This window comes from Photorhabdus machadonis, assembly GCF_052657765.1.
This window is the reverse complement of record NZ_CP199761.1, coordinates 1-20,783: the sequence shown is the minus strand read 5'-3', so window position 1 is coordinate 20,783 and position 20,783 is coordinate 1. Positions and strand designations below refer to the sequence as shown.

Here is a 20,783-nt window from a genome sequence, read left to right as displayed (position 1 = left end):
TAAATAAAGATTATGATAACTGAGATTTTTACCCCTTACACCCCAAAGGATTGTATTCCATATGTTCAATATCTAAAAGATGATAAAGGAAATGATTGGTATAAAATTCAAAAAGAATTTTCAGAAGAAACAATTAAATTCACGTTTAATAAAACAGGAATAATTACCTCATTATCGAAAGACATATCCAGCCTTTTTCCTATATATTTGTCTGTAGCAGAAATAGAATCAAAGAATATACCTGAAAGTTTGGATATATCTGGTAAGTGGTTTTTTGATGGTAAGAAGATAATACCGCGTATATATACATTGGAAGAGATAATACATCAAATTGAAAACCAAAAAACAGAAAAAATGTTTGCAACCAACATGACTATCCAACCTCTACAGGATTCCATTGATTTAGATATAGCAACAGATAAAGAAATTGAGCAATTGATAGCATGGAAAAAATACAGAGTTTTATTAAGTAGAATAGATACTTCTCAGCCTGATAGGATCCAGTGGCCTGAAACACCTAAAAAATAGAAAACAGGGCCTATATTGGCCCTGTTTTTTCAGGTAAAATAAATAAAAAATTAGGATTAGGATTAGGATAGGTAAGCATAATGAATATTTTGATTACAAATTTTCATACTGGAAATGGTGGTGGTCATACAACATACATAATGAATATAGTTAAATATTTTAACTATAACGAAGGGAATTTATTCATTGCTTGCCCGCCAGAAAGTAGACTATATAAGGAATTATCTAATTTAGGATTTGATAACATATTTCCATTATTTTTTTTCTTTAAAATTAAAAAATTGAAACAAATTATAAAAACCAGTAAGACTTTATCTAGAATATCAAAAGAACATAAAATAGACATCATTCATACTAATGGAACTTCTGATAATAAAATAGCTATTATAGCAAAATTACTTTTCGGAATGAAAAGTAAATTAATTTATACTAAGCATAATCATTATTCAGTATCTTTGTTGTCAAGAATCAGACTTAGAAGATTTAATGAAAAAGTCATTTTTGTTAGCGACTCTACACGTAACCAATGCTCATATTTTATCTCTGATGAGCGCTCAGTTACTATTAAAAATGGTATTAATATTGATAAATGGAGAGTTGAGCACCAAATTACAGAGAGAGGGAAAATAATACTTATTTCCTCTGCTGGAACTGCAGAACATAAAGGCTGGCATTTCTTAATAAGATGTCTAGCAAAAGATAAAGAATTGTCTGATAAGTTCAGTGTAAAAATTATAGGCCGTATTCCTCATAAGAAGGATATGGAAAAATTAATCGGCATTACTTTTTCGCATGTTAATGTTGAATTTACTGGTTATATAAATGACGATAAAACAATCATTAGTTATATGAAAAATGCCTCTGTTGGCTTTGTATTATCTACCGATTGTGAAACTATTAGTTTTTCCTGCAGAGAAATGATGGCTTGTGGTCTTCCTGTTATCGTCAGTGATTTTGGTGGACTACCAGAAAACATTGATCATGGTGTTAATGGTTGGATCACAAGGGCAGGAAATGAAGTATCAATACATAATATTTTGAAATCAATTGCTAGTTTGTCATTTCAAGAGTTAAAAGAGTTTTCTAAAAAAGCCAGAGAAAAAGCTGTTAATGAGTTTGATGTAGAAAAAATGGTTTTAGAAACGATAGATACCTACAAGTCAGTTTATAAGTTTTAAACCTACGGCCTGAAAAACAGGCCGTTAATATTTTATTCTGGTTGTTCCGGCCACTCAATATTTGGTGCCGTAATATCTATCCTATTTAACGTGACGCGGTATTTTTTCCACTCTGTGAGCATGGCTACTTCGTTATCGGTAGCAATACCTAAATCAATGGCATCTTGTAATGGAGCTATTTTGATTGCCGCTTGCTCCAATAAATAATATCGCTGACGATAATTCACTTTGTTTTTTTTCTCGGCAATGGCTTGCTGATATAATGCCTGGGCTTCCTTAGTACTGAAACCCATAGAAATCAATTGATGAGGTTCAGCTGGCACATTAACATATTCATAGCCATTTTTGTCTATTAATTTATTTAATATTATCATATATCCTCATTATGGTTTTTTTTGATAACGCGAGTCATATTCCAGAGAATAAGGTGTTGTATTATCAGTATATTCTTCACCTAATAATGGATCATTGATAGCTAATGATTTCACCATCCACTTAATTTCTCTATTAAGGTCTGCACTTGACCACTGATATATTTCAACCTCTCCTTCTTTACGTGAATAATGAATTGGTTGGAAATTACTGGTCACAAAATAGGTTAAACCACCCCGTAAATAACAGCCACTATGAACATAACAACCTACAACATCACCAGATTTAACATCACCATAGAGAGGATATTTACCATCGACGGGTCTGGCAATGCTTATCATGGCGTAGCGGATCGCTTTTATTGTTTTACGATAGGTTTGATTTATGCGTTTAATATTTAAATATTGTGCATCACCACCCCACGCATGCTCTCCCCCTTCTATTTGTGCAAGTAATCCTGCAACATGTGTTACACCTTCACCGAATGGTTTTTTTTCTGCATCATACGGATAGGGCCTATGAAGCGCTAACCAAGAATTTGCTCCGACATTAGGTGGGAGGCTCCACCAGACCGGATAATAGCGCTCAGTACTTAAACCGGTGAGATCAATCGTGGTAGTGTAGCGTGGTTCAGCCTGAATATCCGCTGTAGTGGGTTTATTTCTTGTTGTGTAAATATCAGTCCAATCTTCCTCAAAACCATAACCATCACGGGCAGAGCGATAAGCTATTCCTCCGTTTTTATACCCCACTTTTAACTGAAAAGCTGGACAACTCCCAACACCATTATAGAAGTGAGCAACATGTGCAGTGTATCCTGGGTACTGTAGATCATATAAACCTGTATCCACGTTCCACGGAACAGCTTGGACATTAGGATAACTGCCTGTTAATCCCAGTTTAAACGCCCCCACATCCCCGGCACTCAAATTGATATCCCCAGTCAACAGCTTACCGTTCACCTTCCGGCTGCCCGGCACCGCCCCCTTGGCCCACTTCACCGTTTCCGACAAACCAAGGTTTTTCAAAATTGGTTAACTTATGATAATTTCTAAAAAAATAGTCTCTCATTGGTATTAAGTGGGATTGCACATGGCGAAGATTGGCTATATCCGGGTGTCAACAAACGATCAGAACAGTGATTTACAGCGAAATGCATTATTAAGTATAAATTGTGAACAGATTTTTGAAGATAAAATTAGTGGTAAAACAGCCAACAGACCAGGTTTAAAACGGGCTTTAAAATTACTTAAAAAAGACGACACATTAGTTGTTTGGAAGCTAGATCGACTGGGACGTAGCGTAAAAAATCTGGTCGCTTTGATTTCTGATTTAAGTGAACGAGGTATTCATTTCCAGAGTTTGACTGACAGCATTGATACCAGTACCGCTATGGGACGGTTTTTTTTCCATGTCATGAGTGCATTGGCGGAAATGGAACGTGAATTGATCGTTGAAAGGACGAATGCTGGGTTGATAGCCGCTCGAGCTCAGGGAAGAGTAGGAGGCAGGCCAGTATCAATGACGTTATCCGAACGGCAACAGGCAAAAAGACTGCTAGCCAATGGTCATAGCCGAAAGAAGTTGTCGCTGATTTACGGTGTTTCTCTCTCCACTATCTACAAGTATTTACCAGTTAGGTACTTAGAAAAACCAATAGATTAACTACCTAATTTGTATCATCTTCCACACATTTCCCATTGAGTGATTTAGTAGACCAGATACTTCAACATAGCGGTACACCTTAACAGGAGAACCGCTAATATGGCACAAGAATATCATCACGGCGTCCGTGTACAGGAAATTAACGAAGGTACTCGCACTATTGCGACAGTTAGCACTGCTATTGTCGGTATGGTGTGTACTGCTCCTGACGCAGACGTGAAAACTTTTCCATTAAACACTCCGGTCTTGATTACCGATGTATTGAGCGCAAGCGGCAAGGCCGGTAAAGCCGGTACATTGTACCAAGCTCTCAAAGCGATTGCTGACCAATCCCAACCCGTTACTGTTGTTGTCCGTGTGGCACAAGGCGAGACGGAAGAGGACACTATCACCAACATCATTGGTTCTGTCACTGCTGAAGGCAGAAAAACCGGTATGCAGGCACTGTTGGCAGCTCAAAGCCAATTAGGTGTAAAACCTCGCATTTTAGGTGTTCCTGGCTTGGATTCAAAGGCTGTTGCCTCTGAATTGGCAAGTATCGCACAGAAACTGAAGGCAATGGCTTATGTCAGTGCTTATGGTTGTAAGACTATCGCGGAAGTTATCAAATACCGTGAAAACTTCAGTCAGCGTGAACTGATGTTGATTTGGCCTGATTTCCTGAGCTGGAACACAGTTTCTAACAGCGAAGCTATTGCTTACGCTACCGCTCGTGCTCTGGGATTGCGAGCTAAAATTGATGAAGAAACCGGCTGGCACAAAACCCTGTCCAACGTTGGCGTTAATGGCGTAACCGGCCTTTCCGCAGATGTATTCTGGGATTTGCAAGACACCGCAACCGATGCAGATCTGTTGAACCAGAATGGTATCACTACTCTTATCCGTAAAAACGGCTTCCGCTTTTGGGGTTCCCGTACTTGCGCCGATGATCCTCTGTTCCAGTTCGAAAGTTATACCCGTACTGCACAGGTATTAGCCGATACCATGGCTGAAGCACATATGTGGGCAATCGATAAGCCACTGACTCCTTCACTGGTTCGGGACATTGTCGAAGGTATTAACGCAAAATTCCGTGAGCTGAAATCCGGCGGCTACATCATTGACGGTCATTGCTGGTATGACGAAAACGCCAATGATAAAGACACGCTGAAAGCAGGCAAACTGACCATTGATTACGATTACACACCTGTACCGCCACTGGAAAATATGATGTTACGCCAGCGCATTACAGATAGTTACCTGATGGATTTCGCGAAAAGCATCAACAGCTAAGGGGGCACTGATGGCATTACCTCGCAAACTTAAATACCTAAACCTGTTTAATGACGGCAACAACTACCAAGGCGTTGTAGAAGAACTTACTCTGCCTAAATTAAGCCGAAAACTAGAAGCCTATCGCGGTGGCGGTATGAGCGGTAGCGCCACTATAGATTTAGGTCTGGATGAAGGCGCGTTGGACGCAGAATTCACTTTGGGTGGCATGGAATCCCAGCTCTATAAGCAATGGGGTATAGCACAAGCAGATGGTGTCATGTTGCGTTTCGCTGGTTCTTGCCAGCGCGATGATACCGGTGATGTGGTTGCCGTTGAGGTTGTGATGCGTGGCCGCTTCCAAGAATTTGACCACGGTACTTATAAGCAAGGGGATAACACCCAGACTAAGATCACCGCTAAAAACACTTATTTTAAACTGACATGGGATGGTGAAGTTCTGATCGAAATCGACACCATCAATATGGTTGAAAAAGTCGGTGGAGTAGATCGTCTGGCGCAACATCGCCGCGCTATTGGTCTTTAATTTATATCCTAATCTCATCAGGCCATTTACCTATATCAATAACGCCTGATGGGATAGGTTCTTAATCGGATAAACAAGGTTGAACCATGACAGAAACACTTATGACTCAAAACGACGATCAGAAGACAATTGTATTAGAAGAACCATTGGTACGTGGCAATAGTGATATCACGGAAGTGGTAGTGCGTAAACCTAATAGTGGCGCACTGCGTGGTGCACGGTTACAGGCTCTATTGGAGATGGATGTGGATTCCATGGTGCTGGTTTTACCACGCATCACCACACCAGCGCTAACAAAAAGTGATTTGCTGACAATGTCACCTGGTGATCTGATTAATCTCAGTGTGGAGGTAGTCAATTTTTTGTTGCCGAAGTCGGTCAAGTCCGGTTCCCAGAACGACTAACAGTCGATGAACTGGTGGCAGATATTGCCACCGTTTTTCACTGGTCTCCGGTTGTGACAGACGAAATGTTACTGCCCGAGTTATTGGATTGGCGATATCGGGCTATCTTACGAAGTGGTGCAGAAAATGAGTAATATACAATCACAGCTAAAAACAGTTATAAGCGCTGTTGGTAAGCTGACCCACTCTTTTAAATCTGTTCAGCGAGACAATAGAAAACTGGTGGATTCAGTTTGGAAAATCCGAGGTGAATTCAAACTGTTAAATCAGTCTGTTAATGGTATCAAGCCTATTGTAAAATATGCGCAGGAAACTGCGAGAATGGGTACTTATCTCAGATTGTTTAATCAGTCAGTTAATAAGTCTCTGTCTATCCAAAACAATACGAAGGAGACTGTACGGATCCAAAATGATTTCAAGTTAGTTAATAAGTCAGTCAGTCAGTTTCAGTTTATTCAGAATAATACACAGGGAATTGTGCATTCCCATAATAGAGATAAAGGTAATAAAGACAACCGAAGTTTAATTTGGCTAATTATTAACGAATTTAAATTGTTAAATCAGTCGGTTAATGACCTTAAACCGATTGTAAAATATGCACAGGAAACTACGCGGATTCGTGACGATATCAAATCGTTAAATAAATCCGTTGATAAACTTCTGTCTGTCTCTAATTATTCGCAGGGAGCCGTATCTACTAATAATAGAGATAAAGAGAGTAGACGGAATGGTCGTCTTGGCAGGATCAGAGCGCTTGGCGAGCGTATTACGGACACCGGTGAAAATGCAAAATCAACCGGGCTTAAGATGCTGGAAACCGGCAGAAATATAGTAACGCCAGGTTATGAATTAGAACCATTAATGTCCAGACTTCAGGTACTCACTAATGTTGGAAAAAACTCTCCTGAATACGTCATGCAACGTAAACAAATTCGTGAAGAGAGTAAAAGTAGTGGACTTTCAGCTAGCCAAGTTGCACAGGGGCATCTTGCATACGCATCAGCGAGTTATACACCAGAACAGATAAAAAATATGATGCCTAGCACGATCGCAATATCTCAGGTTAGCGGTATGGATCTGGCTGCTACTGCTGAGATTGGTGTGAATGCATTGGCTAGTTTTAAGTTACAGTCTAAAGATATGAGTCATGCCAACGACGTGATGGCAGCCACTCTGATTGGTTCCAGAACCACATTGGCTGCGTTGGGTGATGCCATGCAATATGTTGGCCCGAAAGCAACATCACTAGGGATTGATTTTGAAACTGTCGCTGCTGCCACCGGGAAACTGTCATATGCCAATATCAATGGGGTAGCTGCTGGCGGTGCTTTGGAAAATATTTTAGAGCGATTGGCAAATCCTCCAAAAATTGCAGCTGAGGCGTTGGAACAGCTCAATATCAAAACGCGTGATGCTAAAGGTAACCTACGAGAATTACCTGATATTTTGGCTGAGTTAGATAATAAAACCCGTTCTTTGAACCAAGTTCAACGAGATAATTATCTTAATGCAATTGGTGGTGACGATGCAGCGCCTGCTTTAGGCGTGTTGACTAGCCAAGCTGGGACGGGAGGATTACAGGATGAGGTTGGTAAGCTGAGAAGTCCGCAAGTTAATGGGACAGCGCAAAAAGCAGCATCTGAAATAACAAATAACCTCGAAGGTGATATCCAAAAACTTAATGCCGCTTGGCGTGATTTGGGTATTCAAATTTTTTCTGGTGTAGATGGCGCCTTGAGGAGTGTCACACAGAAAATAACGGTAGTTGTTAACAAAATTGGGGCGTGGATGGAAGCCAATCCGCAACTGGTCTCTACTTTCGCAACTGTCACAATGGCTGTAGGTGGGGTTTTGGTTGTATTCGGCGCATTGTTACAAGGAATTGGTTCATTATTGTCAATGGTAGTAACAGTAATACCTAGCTTAACCAAACTGAGAAGTGCTGGAGCCGGTTTAGGAAGTGTCTTTAGTTCGCTGGGAAGTATAACCTCAAGTATTGTTGGGTCATTAGGTAATGCTTGGAGGATACTGGCGAATATAGGTGTACAAGCTTTTGGCCTTTTAGGTAATGCTTGGAAGATACTGGCGAGCATAGGTGTACAAGCTCTTGGTCTTTTAGGTAATGCTTTCAATATATTGGGTAATACCATGATGATTGTTGGCCGTTTAATGATGGCGAACCCAATCCTTGCCATTATTGGTTTGATTGCAATGGCGGCAGTTTATATTTGGCAGAATTGGGAGACATTGGGGCCGAAATTCACCCAGCTTTGGGAAAATATTAAAAATATATTCAGTAATGCTTTGGAAAGTATTAAAAGCGTTTTCATGAATTATACCTTAATAGGAATTATTTACAAAAACTGGGATGATATTATCAATACTATGAATGGTATTGGTATACCAGAGAAACTCCAGAAGTTTGGAACTGAAATTATTGACGGACTTTTAAAAGGAATTAAAGAAAGATATGAATTAGTAAAAAATAAATTTTCTTCTATTACTGATTGGTTTAAGTCGTGGTGGAAAGGAGATTCCAAAGCTGAAGTTACGGTAAAAGCATCACAGGAAGTCACTAATAGTACTAATTCTGATGCTGCTACAGTAATTGCTGCTACTGCTCACGATAAAGGCGGCATTATTCCTGCTGGACGGTTTGGCATTGTTGGCGAATATGGACCTGAAATTATAAGGGGTCCTGTGAATGTTACCAGTCGGAGAAAAACAGCTGCATATGCTGCTTTAGGGCTATCTGTGGGTGCAATGATGCCATTTATGGCCGCTGCTCAAACGGTTCCGATGCATTTCCAGAGCTTGCCGGTTCATGCCTATCCTGAAATTCAGGAAAGGGTGGAAAGAAGTCAGCCGCAGCAACACCGAGAAGCGCCGCAATATCATATTTATGTCTATGGTTCACCGGGACAATCCGCACAGGATATTGCCCGTATGGTCAGATATGAGCTTGAGCAGCGGGAGCGTATGCAACAGGCTCGTTTACGTAGTTCATTCTCTGACAGGGAGGATTTTTAATATGATGGCTGCATTGGGTTTATTTGTTTTTATGCTGAAAACCACACCATATCAAAATTTTCAACATAAGCAGTCATGGCGACATGCTTTTAACAGCCGAGTTGGAGTGCGGCCTGCTTGGCAATTTTTGGGGCCAGAGAATGACACTATTACGCTTTCTGGGACATTACATCCTGAGCTTACAGGTGGAACTTTATCATTGCTGGTTCTCAAGCTTATGGCTGACAGTGGTAAAGCTTGGTCTTTTATTGGTGGCAATGGTGCGATTTACGGCATGTTTGTCATTGAAAGTATCGATGAGACAAAAACTGAATTTTTTTCAGATGGAGTTGCCCGCAAAATAGATTTTACCCTGACATTACGGCGAGTGGATGAATCTCTGTTTGAGATGTTTGGTGACTTGCGGGATCAGCTTTCTGATATTAAAGATAAACTTCCTAGTATCAAAGATAAACTGGTAGATAAAATCACAGGAGTGTTTTCATAATGCAGAAAATAGACTGGGTGCCTGATCTAGATTGGATACCTAAACTCGATATAGTGACAGGAAAAAATAGTGCTCCGGCATTTCATCTGGAAATTGACAAAAAGGATATCAGTGAGCGTATTCAATCGCGCTTGATGTCGCTGACAATGACAGATAACCGAGGTTTGGAGGCTGACCAGCTCGATATCGAGCTGGATGATGCAGACAATATATTACAACTGCCTTCCAGGGGAAATATCCTTTCGCTGGAATTGGGGTGGCATGGGCATCCATTAACTCCTAAAGGTAAATTTATTGTCGATGAAATTGAACACAGTGGAGCACCTGATAAGCTGACTATCCGTGCGCGCAGTGCCGATTTCAGGGGGATTACCAACACGAAATGTGAAGAGTCTTTCCATAATAAAAAGATTGGTGAGATTGTTCGTACAATTGCTGAAAAAAATAACCTGATAGCTTCAATAGGTAAAGATATTGAGAACATCATCATTCATATCGATCAGACAAATGAATCTGATTGCAGTTTCCTTACTCGGATAGCAAAGAGGGAAGGAATTGTTGCTTCGATAAAAAATGGTGAATTGCTCTTTATTCGGCAAGGGCAGAACAAAACAGCCGGTGGTAAGGATATCCCTACCGTAGTGATAAATCGTCAATCTGGAGATAGCCATAGATTTACTTTAGCTGATCGCCAAGCCTATACCGGAGTAACAGCACAGTGGCAGGATACGCGTAATCCAAAGGAAAAACAGACGACTTCTGTCAGCTCAGGAAAAAAGCATAAAGAAGAAGTCAATTCGAAGGAAAAGAGGGATATAAGACTGGAGGGGAAATTGGAAACCTCTATGAAACATACTGAATCAAAAAGTGAGAGTAAAGGAAAAATCCATTGGGAGGGAGAACAGACAACTTCAGTGGAATTCACCCAGTCGGAGAGTGTGAATAAGAAAACGACCTATTTAACAGGCAGTAAAGATAACGAGCTAGTACTTTCTCATATATATCCCGATAAAGCTAGTGCTGTACGTGCCGCCAAAGCTGCTTGGGAAAAAATGCAACGTGGAGTGGCGTCATTTTCTATTCAACTCGCTCTGGGGCGTGCTGATCTCTACCCTGAAACGCCAGTGAAAGTTATTGGCTTTAAACCGGAAATAGATGAGGCAGAGTGGACTATAACAAGAGCTACTCACACGATAAATCAAGGCGGTTTTACGACAGCGCTAGAGTTAGAAGTAAAAGTTAATGGTCTCGATATGAAATAAATGTTCTCTATATGGGACCTTATGTTATAATGTTCGCGTTATGAGATGGTGTATTAAATAGGGGTAAAGAATATGATTAAATGTCCTCTCTGTGGTAAAGCAGCTCATGCTCGCAGCAGCTTTGAGCATTCCTGCCAGACAAAAGAACGTTACAACCAATGCCAAAATATCAATTGTGGTGCAACGTTCGTCAGTCATGAAACGTTTGTGCGTTTTATTTCTAAGCCGGGTGAAGTGGCAAGCGTTAAACCGCATCCTAAAGAAAAACCTAAAAGCCAGCTGAGTTTGATTTGAAGTTAACTCGTAAACACTTTGCCACCGAAAGGTGGCTTTTCTATGTATACCGGGCATGTATAACAACTTGAGCCGTTTACAGAGTTCATAGATACAAATAGTGTGAGAAGACAAAGTTCTAAGCTTGCCTCTACATCTGTTTTGTCTAATCTGTTAGGCACTTGGTATTAACTACGTTGCTAAATATCCTATCAATAATTAATAAATTCACTTGCACCTCCGGTCATATTTTGTCAGTTTTAGTGTAATCACAATCTCTGATCAACACTCACCAAAGCAGGACAATAATGATGAAAAATGTGGGTTTTATCGGCTGGCGCGGTATGGTCGGCTCAGTATTAATGCAGCGTATGATTGAAGAACGGGATTTTGATATTATTCATCCTGTATTCTTCACGACATCACAACATGGGCAGATTGCACCTGATTTTACCGGTCAACAGGGTACCTTACAGAATGCTTTCGATATTGAGGCTCTCCGTGTTCTGGACATTATTATTAGTTGCCAGGGAGGAGATTACACCAATGAGGTTTATCCGAAGTTAAGAGCAACGGGTTGGCAGGGATATTGGATTGATGCGTCGTCAGCGCTGCGTATGAATGATGATTCCATCATTATTCTTGATCCGGTCAATCATGCTCATATTCAGGAAGGTTTTAATAAAGGTATAAAAACTTTTGTTGGTGGTAATTGTACTGTTAGTTTAATGCTGATGTCTCTGGGCGGTTTGTTTGCTAATGATTTGGTTGAATGGGCTTCTGTTGCGACTTATCAGGCAGCTTCTGGTGCCGGTGCCCGTCATATGCGCGAATTATTGGTTCAGATGGGTTCTCTGCACACTCAGGTAGCAAAAGAGTTGCAAGATCCGGCATCTGCTATTCTGGATATTGAAAGGAAGGTAACAGATTTCACCCGTAGCGGTTCTTTGCCAACAGACCAATTTGGCGTACCATTGGCAGGTAGTTTGATCCCATGGATTGATAAACAGCTTGATAACGGTCAGAGCCGTGAAGAGTGGAAAGGGCAGGCAGAAACCAATAAGATCCTCAATACCGGTAATAAGGTTATTACCGTTGATGGCTTGTGTGTACGTATCGGAGCTTTACGTTGCCACAGTCAGGCATTTACTCTGAAATTGAAAAGAGACATTCCGATTCCTGAAATTGAGCAATTACTGGCTGAGCATAATGACTGGGTAAGAGTGATCCCAAATGATCGTGAGCTGAGTATGCGCGAATTGACCCCGGCAGCGGTAACAGGCACGTTGAATACTCCTGTGGGGCGTTTACGTAAGCTGAATATGGGCCCAGAATATTTATCTGCTTTTACGGTAGGTGACCAATTGTTGTGGGGAGCAGCAGAGCCTCTGCGTCGTATGCTACGTATCTTAGCTTAATCGTTTTAATCTATTTATGTAAAAATCCACTCGTTATTCGGGTGGATTTCTCTATTGGGTATAATGGTTCTGTTGATTGTTTCTTTATTGGTTTATTTTTGTTATATTCCATAAATTATATTTATGCTTTGTATCTACCTAGTAAATCATTTTTATGGAGATGACGGGAATGGAACAAGATAACTTACTGAGTTTAAAAGTAAGAGAATTAAGAGAGTTGGCAAGAACGTTATCTTTTCGCTATATCAGTCATAGTAAAATAAAAATAGATTTTAATTCAGATGTAAATCTTTTTATAGAGGATATATTGGGACGGGTTCTTGTTCATTGTTTATCTTCAAGTGGTGCAATTGAATTAATCCAATTTGAAATAGATCACCTGAAAGAGCAAGCTTTCTATTTAACAGCGAATAGAGTAAAGCAATATGTAATAATTGAAAGGGAAAAAGAGAAATTAAGTTATGCTAATCTTATATTAAAACAGATCGGATTTGTTGGTGGTGGTACTCAGATTCTTGCGGGTTACACAGTCTGTAAGGCTTCTTTAGGGTTAGCATGTGCTTCATTCGGTGCTCCATTAATGGCTCATGGGTACAATAATGTTGTTGAAAATGGATATTATCTATTGTACAGAGAAAATATTAATGGTGGTGTCAGAGAAGGATACAGATATATTGCTAATAAAATCGGTTTAAGTGATAAAGATGCAGATATTGCTTATGCAACTGTTGATTTGGCTCTTTCAGGTTATGGCGCTTTTAGAAAAGTCTTGAAGCTAAGAGAAAAGTCATGGAAGTTATTCAGAAATATAGATAATGATTTTATCAGAGGGTGGAGATAAGTGGGAACTGTGAGCTTAACTACAGAAGGTATCGTTGATAGTTCTACAATTTTGAGTATTTATCAGTTACAAGAGGATAAATAATGAATTATATCGATATTACAATTTCAACTCAATCTACTTGGCAGGATATTTTTCTGTACTATCTTTTATCATTAACGCTTTTTTTTCTTTTTTTCATGAAAATTACCATAGAGAAAAGAAGAAGTTATATTCTCTCTGTTCTTGGTTTTTTTATTATAGTAATATTTGGTTCAATTCAATTGTTTATTGTTAAATATGGTGGTTATCATGACATTATATCAATGTTTATTAATTTAAATAGTGAGGTAATTAGAGTGGGTAGTGTGATTTTTTCTATTTTATATGCTTGCATGTTACCAAGGAAATATTGAAATTAGTTTTAGATTAGATGATTATGAAATGAATTTGTTAATGGATAAGCTTATAATAACTATCTAATTACTGAAAAAATCATAATATGCTTGTTGAGTATTTGTTGATTAAGATAGGAAAAAATATGGAACATATTGATGTTATAATTTCCACTAAGCCCACTTGGCGGGATATTTCTCTTTATTACATTATGTCTTCAGTTGTTTTTATCTCATTTTATTTTATAAAAAAGATTGTGGATAAAAAACGTAATTATATTTTGTCTGGTTTTGTTTCTATTTTAATAATTATATTTGGTTATATACAGCTATTTGTTGTTGGTCTTAATGAGCACCATGATTTTATATCTAAATTCATTAATTTAAATAGTGAAGAGATTAAAATAGGAAGTATGATATTCTCTGTTTTATATGCTTTGGTCCTACCGAGAAAAGTTCGTTAATGAAACAAGGTGTGAGGTTAAAACGCCTTGTTTTGCTCTTTTAATAAATCCTATCATCCCAAATACTATAACCACCAGTACCTGCGATAAGGTGATTCCAAGTAATATTTGTATATTTTAATGAAATACTTTCCTGTGGTGGGATCTCATTATGATTCAACGAATGTGGATGCAAAACACTTATTTCAGTGATTTTGGCACCAGTGATCTTTATATTGTAATAACGTTCTTGAGCACCATTTGAGTTAGTTCGGTAAAAATCAATAGAGTATTCAAGAGACTCATTGTCAGAAATAGCAACACCAAGTAATGGTGATGATTTGTCGATGGATTTTTGGATAACAATGGGTTGGTGATCGACGTTTTGAGCCCGTGTTATCGCATGGCTTAAGCTATAAACTAAAGTGGTTTGCTTGATATTTATATACCAATAGAATCAACAGAAGAACATCCAGCTGATATTAACCCTTGTTTTTTTCCCTTTACCGTCATGTAAATCATGTCAGCCATATTATATCCTTAGATTATATTTAAGTGATGTTTTACAGAAACATTAGATAAATTACACTTTATTGGTTATAAATAACAGATAAAAAAGCGCTCATAGAGAATAAATATGAGCGCTTTGGAGATTGTTAATAATATTAATTAGATATCAATATTGGCTGCTTTCAGGGCGTTCTCTTCAATAAATGCACGGCGAGGTTCAACTGCATCACCCATTAGGGTTGTGAACAGTTGATCGGTGGCAATAGCATCTTTTACTGTCACACGCATCATACGGCGGGTTTCCGGGTTCATGGTTGTTTCCCATAACTGCTCAGGGTTCATTTCTCCCAGACCTTTGTAACGCTGTATGGACAGGCCACGACGTGATTCTTTGGTCAGCCAGTTCAGAGCCTGCTCAAAATCAGAGGCAGGTTGGCGGCGTTCACCACGTTCAATATAAGCGTCTTCTTCGATCAAATTGGCAAGTTTGTCGCCCAATTGGGTAATACGGTGATATTCACCACCGTGGACAAAATCGAAGTCCAGTAGATAGTCAGTATCAACACCATGTGTACGAACACACAGAATGGGTTCATACATTTGGCGCTCACGATTTTCATGGAGGCGATAGCTGTAGCTGCTACTGTTTTGTTCACGGTCATTCAGACGAGTAACCAGCGTTTTAATCCATTCTTCAACTTTGGTTTTATTAGACAGCTCTTCTTCAGTTAACTTTGGATGATAAATCAGATTGTTCAACAGACTTAGTGGGTACAGGCGCTCCATACGTTTGATGATTTTCTGCACGCTATTGAATTCTGTCACCAGTTTTTCCAGTGGTTCCCCTTTCAGGGCGGGTGCGTGTTTGCTGGTGTAAAGTGATGCGCCATCCAATGCAATAGACAGTTGGTACTCATCCATCGCTTCATCATCTTTAATGTATTGTTCTTGTTTGCCTTTTTTCACTTTATACAGTGGTGGTTGCGCAATAAATACATGACCACGTTCAATGATTTCTGGCATTTGACGATAGAAGAAAGTCAGTAACAGAGTACGGATATGAGAACCGTCAACATCCGCATCTGTCATGATAATAATACTGTGATAACGCAGCTTATCCGGGTTGTATTCGTCACGGCCAATACCGCAGCCCAACGCAGTGATCAGGGTTGCCACTTCCTGGGAAGAGAGCATTTTGTCGAAACGCGCTTTTTCAACGTTCAGGATTTTACCTTTCAGTGGCAAAATTGCCTGATTTTTACGATTACGCCCCTGTTTTGCAGAACCTCCCGCAGAGTCCCCTTCCACTAAGTAGAGTTCGGACAGTGCCGGATCACGTTCCTGGCAATCTGCCAGTTTGCCGGGCAGACCTGCCAGATCAAGAGCCCCTTTGCGGCGTGTCATTTCGCGTGCTTTACGGGCGGCTTCACGGGCGCGGGCAGCGTCGATAATTTTACCGACGACGGTTTTAGCGTCATTCGGGTTTTCCAGCAAGTATTCCACCAGCTTCTCGTTCATCAGTGTTTCAACCGCCGTTTTCACCTCGGAAGAAACCAGTTTGTCTTTGGTCTGAGAAGAGAATTTTGGATCAGGTACTTTAACGGAAATAACTGCAACCAGGCCTTCACGGGCATCATCACCGGTGGCGCTGACTTTGGATTTCTTGTTGTACCCTTCTTTGTCCATATAGCTGTTGAGGGTACGAGTCATCGCGGTACGGAAACCAACTAAGTGAGTACCACCGTCACGTTGCGGGATGTTGTTGGTAAAGCAGTAAATATTTTCCTGAAAACCATCGTTCCATTGCAATGCAACTTCAACACCGATGCTATCTTTTTCTGTAGAGAAATAGAAAACATTGGGATGGATTGGTGTTTTGTTTTTATTTAAGAATTCGACAAACGCCTTAATACCACCTTCATAATGGAAATGGTCTTCAATATTGGTGCGTTTATCAAGCAGGCGGATAGATACACCTGAGTTCAGAAAGGACAATTCACGCAGACGTTTAGCCAGAATGTCGTGCTGGAATTCAGTGTTGTCACGGAAAGTATCCATGCTTGGCCAGAAGCGAACACGGGTACCTGTCTGTTCGGTTTCACCAACAACTTTTAGTGGGCTTTGCGGCACACCAAGGTGATAAGTCTGTTCATGAACTTTGCCGTCACGGCGGATAACCAGTTCCAGCTTTTCAGACAAGGCGTTAACAACAGAAACCCCTACGCCGTGCAAACCGCCGGAAACTTTATAAGAGTTATCGTCGAATTTACCCCCCGCATGCAGCACAGTCATAATAACTTCAGCTGCTGAAACACCTTCTTCTTCGTGTATACCGGTAGGAATACCGCGGCCATCATCTTGTACAGAGACAGAGTTATCGGTATGGATAGTGACGATAACTTCACTACAGTGGCCTGCGAGGGCTTCGTCGATAGCGTTGTCGACAACCTCGAAGACCATGTGGTGTAAGCCGGTACCATCGTCTGTATCACCGATATACATGCCCGGACGTTTACGAACCGCATCCAGCCCTTTTAATACCTTGATACTTGAGGAGTCATATGTATTCGACATCAACGTTTCTCGCTCATTTTTAATCCTGTGGTTGAACCTCTATTTTGCCATTTTCCACGCGAAACATCCTGCTATTTCCATCAAGCATATCTGTTACTTGACCAGGACTTATCGCACTGACAAAGACCTGAGCTTGCGTGGATTTTAGACGTTCGGCCAATAACTGACGACGGCCGGCATCCAGTTCGGAGGCAAAATCATCAAGCAGATACAGACATTGTTGTCCGCTCTGTCGGGTGAAATATTCACCCTGTGCTAGCCGCAGTGCACACATCAGCAATTTTAATTGACCGCGGGATAGCATATCTTCTACTGGCGTTCCTTCTGCACGGATGCGCAAATCTGCCTTATGCGGGCCGGAAGCCGTGTAGGTTAACGCTCTGTCACGCTCAAACTGGCGCTCCAGCAATTCAGCATAATCACTCTCTTTGTCCCATCCTTGTTGGAAAGAGAAGCTCAATATAAATTCGGGTAAGAACTGTTTACAGGTATCAGCAATATCTTGAGTGATGTTTGTAACATATTCAGCTCGCCACTGGTTTATCTGATTGGCTAGGGGCGCCAGTTCTTGATCCCAGGGCCGTATCTGGCTGTAGCGGGTAACTTGTCGCAGTGCTGCATTGCGTTGTTTAAGCAGCCGTTTCAAGTTTACCCATGCAGAAAAAAAACGTGGCTCATTGTGGAAACAACCCCAATCAATAAAGGCTCGGCGATACTTTGGCCCGCCATTTAACAGGGTGAATCCTTCTGGGGTAATAAGCTGTATAGGCAGCATCTTGGCTAGTTCTGAAATTTTACCGCCATCATTGCCATCAATTCTGACTTTGCTATCGCCATGACGGTTTTTGCTCAGACCGATAGACGGTTCCCGCTCATTTTTCTGTTGTTTTAGTCGTCCATGCAAAACAAATTCATCACAATTATGGCGGATGACTCGCCCAGCTTGAATGCTGCGAAAAGAGCGCCCGTGACCCAGAGTATAAATCGCTTCCAGTACACTGGTTTTGCCGCTGCCATTAGAACCAACCAGAAAATTAAATCCGGTAGCCAGAGGCAAATCTGCGGCGGCGATATTACGAAAATCGCGGATGAGTAAACGCGTAAGAGTCATATACCTGAAATGTAAATCCTGTTACAGGCGCATTGGCATCACGACATAAGCCGCATTGTGGTTGGCACAGTCTTCTATCTGAACACTGGAAATAGCGTCGGTCAGCAGTAAGCGAACCTCTTCACATCTTAATGTGTTGAGTACGTCCAGAACATAACTGACATTAAAGCCTATTTCCATTTCAGTACCTTGATAGCTGACATCGACAATCTCTTCGGCTTCTTCCTGTTCAGGGTTATTTGCGGTGATTTTTAGCTGGTTCTCACTAAAATAGAGGCGAACTCCGCGGAATTTTTCATTAGAGAGAATCGCAGCGCGCGAAAAAGCTTGCTTCAGCATATCGCAACTGGCTTCCAGGGTTTTATCCGGACTTTTCGGTAATACGCGACGATAATCAGGGAAACGCCCATCTACCAGTTTAGAGGTGAAAATAAAGTCGCCAACGTGGGCACGAATATTGTTACTGCCGATTTGTAACTGTAACGGCGTATCACCACCATCCAGCAATCTCATCAGCTCAATAACGCCTTTTCGTGGCACGATCACCGAATGGGAAGGCAGATTTTGACCAATTCCCATAGAGCAGACTGCTAAACGGTGACCATCCGTTGCCACTGTCCGTAATTCTTCGCCTTCGGTTTCAAACAACATACCGTTGAGGTAATAGCGGACATCTTGATGAGCCATTGAGAATTGCGTCGATTCAATAAGACGTTTCAGTGTGGCTTGTGGCAGCGAAAATTCCACTTCACTTTGCCAATCATCAAGATTTGGAAAATCAGCAGCGGGCAATGTAGAAAGCGAAAAACGGCTGCGGCCGGAGCGTACTAGCAGGCGGTCTCCATCCAGTTCCACACTGATTTCAGCACCATCCGGCAAACCGCGCCAGATATCAAAGAATTTACGTGCCGGTACAGTGGTTGCACCTTCTTCGTGTGGCAATGAAAGCGTGACACGCGCCATCATTTCCATTTCTAAATCTGTGCCGGTCAGCAATAGAGAACCTTCTGTGACCTGTAGTAATAAATTACCCAGAATCGGCAGAGTAGGACGCCCACCCAGTGGGCTACTGACCTGTTGCAGTGGTTTTAACAATTGCTCACGTTCGATGATAAATTTCATAGCGCTAGGAAGACAATGTTCTGATTAAGTTAGAAAAATCCTCTTTGATGTCATGACTTTCTTCGCGCAGTTGCTCGATTTTACGACAAGCGTGCAGCACGGTTGTATGGTCACGTCCACCAAAGGCATCCCCGATTTCAGGCAAGCTGTGATTGGTTAACTCTTTTGCCAGCGCCATTGCCATTTGCCTTGGTCGGGCAACGGAACGGGAGCGCCGTTTGGAAAGTAAATCGGCCACCTTGATTTTATAATACTCAGCGACTGTTTTCTGAATATTATCAATGGTAACCAGTTTTTCTTGCAATGCTAACAAGTCACGTAATGCTTCACGTACAAAATCAATAGTAATCGCCCGGCCAGTAAAATTGGCATTCGCTATTACCCTGTTCAATGCGCCTTCAAGCTCGCGGACATTAGAACGCAGGCGTTTGGCGATAAAGAAAGCGACTTCTCCTGGCAACTGGATTTCGTTTTCGTCCGCTTTTTTCATCAAAATAGCGACACGGGTTTCCAGTTCCGGTGGTTCTATAGCAACGGTTAGCCCCCAGCCAAAACGGGATTTTAACCGATCTTCTACTCCATTGATCTCTTTTGGATAGCGATCTGATGTCAGAATAATCTGTTGATTACCTTCCAATAATGCGTTGAACGTATGAAAGAACTCTTCCTGAGAGCGCTCTTTATTGGCAAAAAACTGAATATCATCGATCAGTAATGCATCGACAGAGCGGTAATAGCGTTTGAACTCTTCTATTGCATTGTTTTGTAATGCTTTGACCATATCCTGAACAAAACGTTCAGAATGCATATAAACCACCTTGGCGTTTGCCTTACGTGCCATAATACTGTTACCTACGGCATGTAATAAGTGGGTTTTACCCAAACCCGTACCGCCATAAAGAAATAGTGGATTGTAGGCACCACCGGGGTTATCGGCTACCTGTCTTGCGGCAGCGCGGGCAAGCTGGTTGGATTTACCTTCAACAAAGTTATCAAAAGTATGTTTGGGATTAACATTAGAGCGATAAGACAGCTCTGGTTGTACCGCGGAGTTATCCCAGCTGGGGCGTACTGATGCGTTCTGTGGTGCAGGTGTAACCGGCGTATGAGCAACAACCCTCTGTGGTGGGCTGTCGTTTTGGGAAACAGGTTTATTGCCAACTTCGAAACGTAATAACGGTACTTCTGCTCCACAAAAGTCATTCAACAACCCATTGATATTGTTGATATACTTTTCTCTTACCCAATCCAGAACAAACCGATTTGGGGCATAAAGTGCCAGAGTGTTACCACTTAGCTCTGCCTGAAGGGGGCGTATCCACATACTGAATTCTGTGGCAGGTAATTCATCCTGCAATCGGGCAAGACATTGCTGCCAAAGCGAAAGTGACAC

Annotated in this window: 20 protein-coding genes and 2 pseudogenes; 15 read left to right on the top strand and 7 right to left on the bottom strand. The window is 41.1% G+C overall.

Annotation, left to right across the window (positions count from 1 at the left end; all coding sequences use genetic code 11):
* The first annotated feature begins 12 nt into the window (after positions 1-12).
* Together ACUN2T_RS00110 and ACUN2T_RS00105 are read left to right on the top strand one after the other, a co-directional pair.
* Entirely contained in the window at positions 13-528 is a 516-nt protein-coding gene (locus tag ACUN2T_RS00110) for a tail fiber assembly protein (RefSeq protein ID WP_445495682.1), read from the top strand.
* An 80-nt stretch (positions 529-608) separates the two neighbouring features.
* Complete coding sequence (locus ACUN2T_RS00105) at positions 609-1,706, top strand: glycosyltransferase family 4 protein (protein ID WP_445495681.1); 1,098 nt, start codon at positions 609-611, stop codon at positions 1,704-1,706.
* A 32-nt stretch (positions 1,707-1,738) separates the two neighbouring features.
* Here ACUN2T_RS00105 and ACUN2T_RS00100 read toward each other — a convergent pair.
* Both ACUN2T_RS00100 and ACUN2T_RS00095 read right to left on the bottom strand, forming a co-directional pair.
* Positions 1,739-1,909, bottom strand: a pseudogene (locus tag ACUN2T_RS00100) (tail fiber assembly protein); the annotation flags it as partial.
* 180 nt (positions 1,910-2,089) lie between these two features.
* Complete coding sequence (locus ACUN2T_RS00095) at positions 2,090-3,106, bottom strand: hypothetical protein (RefSeq protein ID WP_445495680.1); 1,017 nt, start codon at positions 3,104-3,106, stop codon at positions 2,090-2,092.
* Between the two features lie 64 nt (positions 3,107-3,170).
* On the opposite strand from ACUN2T_RS00095, the gene ACUN2T_RS00090 reads away from it, so the two are divergent.
* The 13 genes from ACUN2T_RS00090 (at position 3,171) to ACUN2T_RS00030 (ending at position 14,094) form a co-directional block, all read left to right on the top strand.
* Entirely contained in the window at positions 3,171-3,743 is a 573-nt protein-coding gene (locus ACUN2T_RS00090) for a recombinase family protein (RefSeq protein WP_036841199.1), read from the top strand.
* A gap of 99 nt (positions 3,744-3,842) precedes the next feature.
* The gene (locus tag ACUN2T_RS00085) at positions 3,843-5,015 is read left to right on the top strand and encodes a phage tail sheath protein (protein WP_445495679.1); all 1,173 of its coding nucleotides are present in this window, start codon (positions 3,843-3,845) and stop codon (positions 5,013-5,015) included.
* A gap of 10 nt (positions 5,016-5,025) precedes the next feature.
* Positions 5,026-5,541, top strand: coding sequence for a phage major tail tube protein (locus tag ACUN2T_RS00080; protein WP_445495678.1), 516 nt, complete (start codon positions 5,026-5,028; stop codon positions 5,539-5,541).
* An 86-nt stretch (positions 5,542-5,627) separates the two neighbouring features.
* The gene (locus tag ACUN2T_RS00075) at positions 5,628-5,945 is read left to right on the top strand and encodes a phage tail assembly protein (protein ID WP_350307375.1); all 318 of its coding nucleotides are present in this window, start codon (positions 5,628-5,630) and stop codon (positions 5,943-5,945) included.
* Between the two features lie 14 nt (positions 5,946-5,959).
* On the top strand, positions 5,960-6,079 hold the full coding sequence (locus ACUN2T_RS00070) for a GpE family phage tail protein (RefSeq protein WP_445495677.1): 120 nt from the start codon (positions 5,960-5,962) through the stop codon (positions 6,077-6,079).
* Positions 6,072-8,975 carry a phage tail tape measure protein gene (locus ACUN2T_RS00065; RefSeq protein WP_445495676.1) on the top strand — a complete coding sequence of 968 codons (2,904 nt, stop codon included), beginning with the start codon at positions 6,072-6,074 and terminating at the stop codon, positions 8,973-8,975. Before ACUN2T_RS00070 ends, ACUN2T_RS00065 begins: the two co-directional genes overlap by 8 nt.
* A 1-nt stretch (position 8,976) precedes the next feature.
* The gene (locus ACUN2T_RS00060) at positions 8,977-9,462 is read left to right on the top strand and encodes a phage tail protein (RefSeq protein WP_445495675.1); all 486 of its coding nucleotides are present in this window, start codon (positions 8,977-8,979) and stop codon (positions 9,460-9,462) included.
* Positions 9,462-10,724: a phage late control D family protein gene (locus ACUN2T_RS00055; protein ID WP_445495674.1), complete on the top strand. Its 1,263-nt coding sequence runs from the start codon at positions 9,462-9,464 to the stop codon at positions 10,722-10,724. The genes ACUN2T_RS00060 and ACUN2T_RS00055 overlap by 1 nt, the downstream gene beginning before the upstream one ends.
* A gap of 72 nt (positions 10,725-10,796) precedes the next feature.
* Entirely contained in the window at positions 10,797-11,018 is a 222-nt protein-coding gene (locus tag ACUN2T_RS00050) for an ogr/Delta-like zinc finger family protein (RefSeq protein ID WP_036841214.1), read from the top strand.
* Between the two features lie 290 nt (positions 11,019-11,308).
* The gene (gene asd / locus ACUN2T_RS00045; RefSeq protein ID WP_445497986.1) at positions 11,309-12,415 is read left to right on the top strand and encodes an aspartate-semialdehyde dehydrogenase; all 1,107 of its coding nucleotides are present in this window, start codon (positions 11,309-11,311) and stop codon (positions 12,413-12,415) included.
* Positions 12,416-12,584: 169 nt separating this feature from the next.
* The gene (locus ACUN2T_RS00040; RefSeq protein ID WP_445495673.1) at positions 12,585-13,256 is read left to right on the top strand and encodes a DUF4225 domain-containing protein; all 672 of its coding nucleotides are present in this window, start codon (positions 12,585-12,587) and stop codon (positions 13,254-13,256) included.
* 83 nt (positions 13,257-13,339) lie between these two features.
* Positions 13,340-13,651 (top strand): hypothetical protein, encoded by a 312-nt coding sequence (locus tag ACUN2T_RS00035; RefSeq protein ID WP_445495672.1) that lies wholly within the window; start codon positions 13,340-13,342, stop codon positions 13,649-13,651.
* A 125-nt stretch (positions 13,652-13,776) separates the two neighbouring features.
* A complete protein-coding gene (locus tag ACUN2T_RS00030; RefSeq protein ID WP_445495671.1) occupies positions 13,777-14,094 on the top strand; it encodes a hypothetical protein in 318 nt (105 codons plus the stop codon).
* A 40-nt stretch (positions 14,095-14,134) separates the two neighbouring features.
* Here the strand turns inward: ACUN2T_RS00030 and ACUN2T_RS00025 are convergent.
* From ACUN2T_RS00025 to dnaA, 5 genes and pseudogenes are all read right to left on the bottom strand, one after another.
* Positions 14,135-14,604, bottom strand: a pseudogene (locus tag ACUN2T_RS00025) (Hcp family type VI secretion system effector).
* Between the two features lie 138 nt (positions 14,605-14,742).
* On the bottom strand, positions 14,743-17,157 hold the full coding sequence (gyrB, locus tag ACUN2T_RS00020) for a DNA topoisomerase (ATP-hydrolyzing) subunit B (RefSeq protein ID WP_445495670.1): 2,415 nt from the start codon (positions 17,155-17,157) through the stop codon (positions 14,743-14,745).
* Between the two features lie 19 nt (positions 17,158-17,176).
* Entirely contained in the window at positions 17,177-18,268 is a 1,092-nt protein-coding gene (recF, locus tag ACUN2T_RS00015; RefSeq protein ID WP_445495669.1) for a DNA replication/repair protein RecF, read from the bottom strand.
* 21 nt (positions 18,269-18,289) lie between these two features.
* Positions 18,290-19,390 carry a DNA polymerase III subunit beta gene (dnaN, locus tag ACUN2T_RS00010; protein ID WP_445495668.1) on the bottom strand — a complete coding sequence of 367 codons (1,101 nt, stop codon included), beginning with the start codon at positions 19,388-19,390 and terminating at the stop codon, positions 18,290-18,292.
* 4 nt (positions 19,391-19,394) lie between these two features.
* On the bottom strand, positions 19,395-20,783 hold the full coding sequence (gene dnaA / locus ACUN2T_RS00005; protein ID WP_445495667.1) for a chromosomal replication initiator protein DnaA: 1,389 nt from the start codon (positions 20,781-20,783) through the stop codon (positions 19,395-19,397).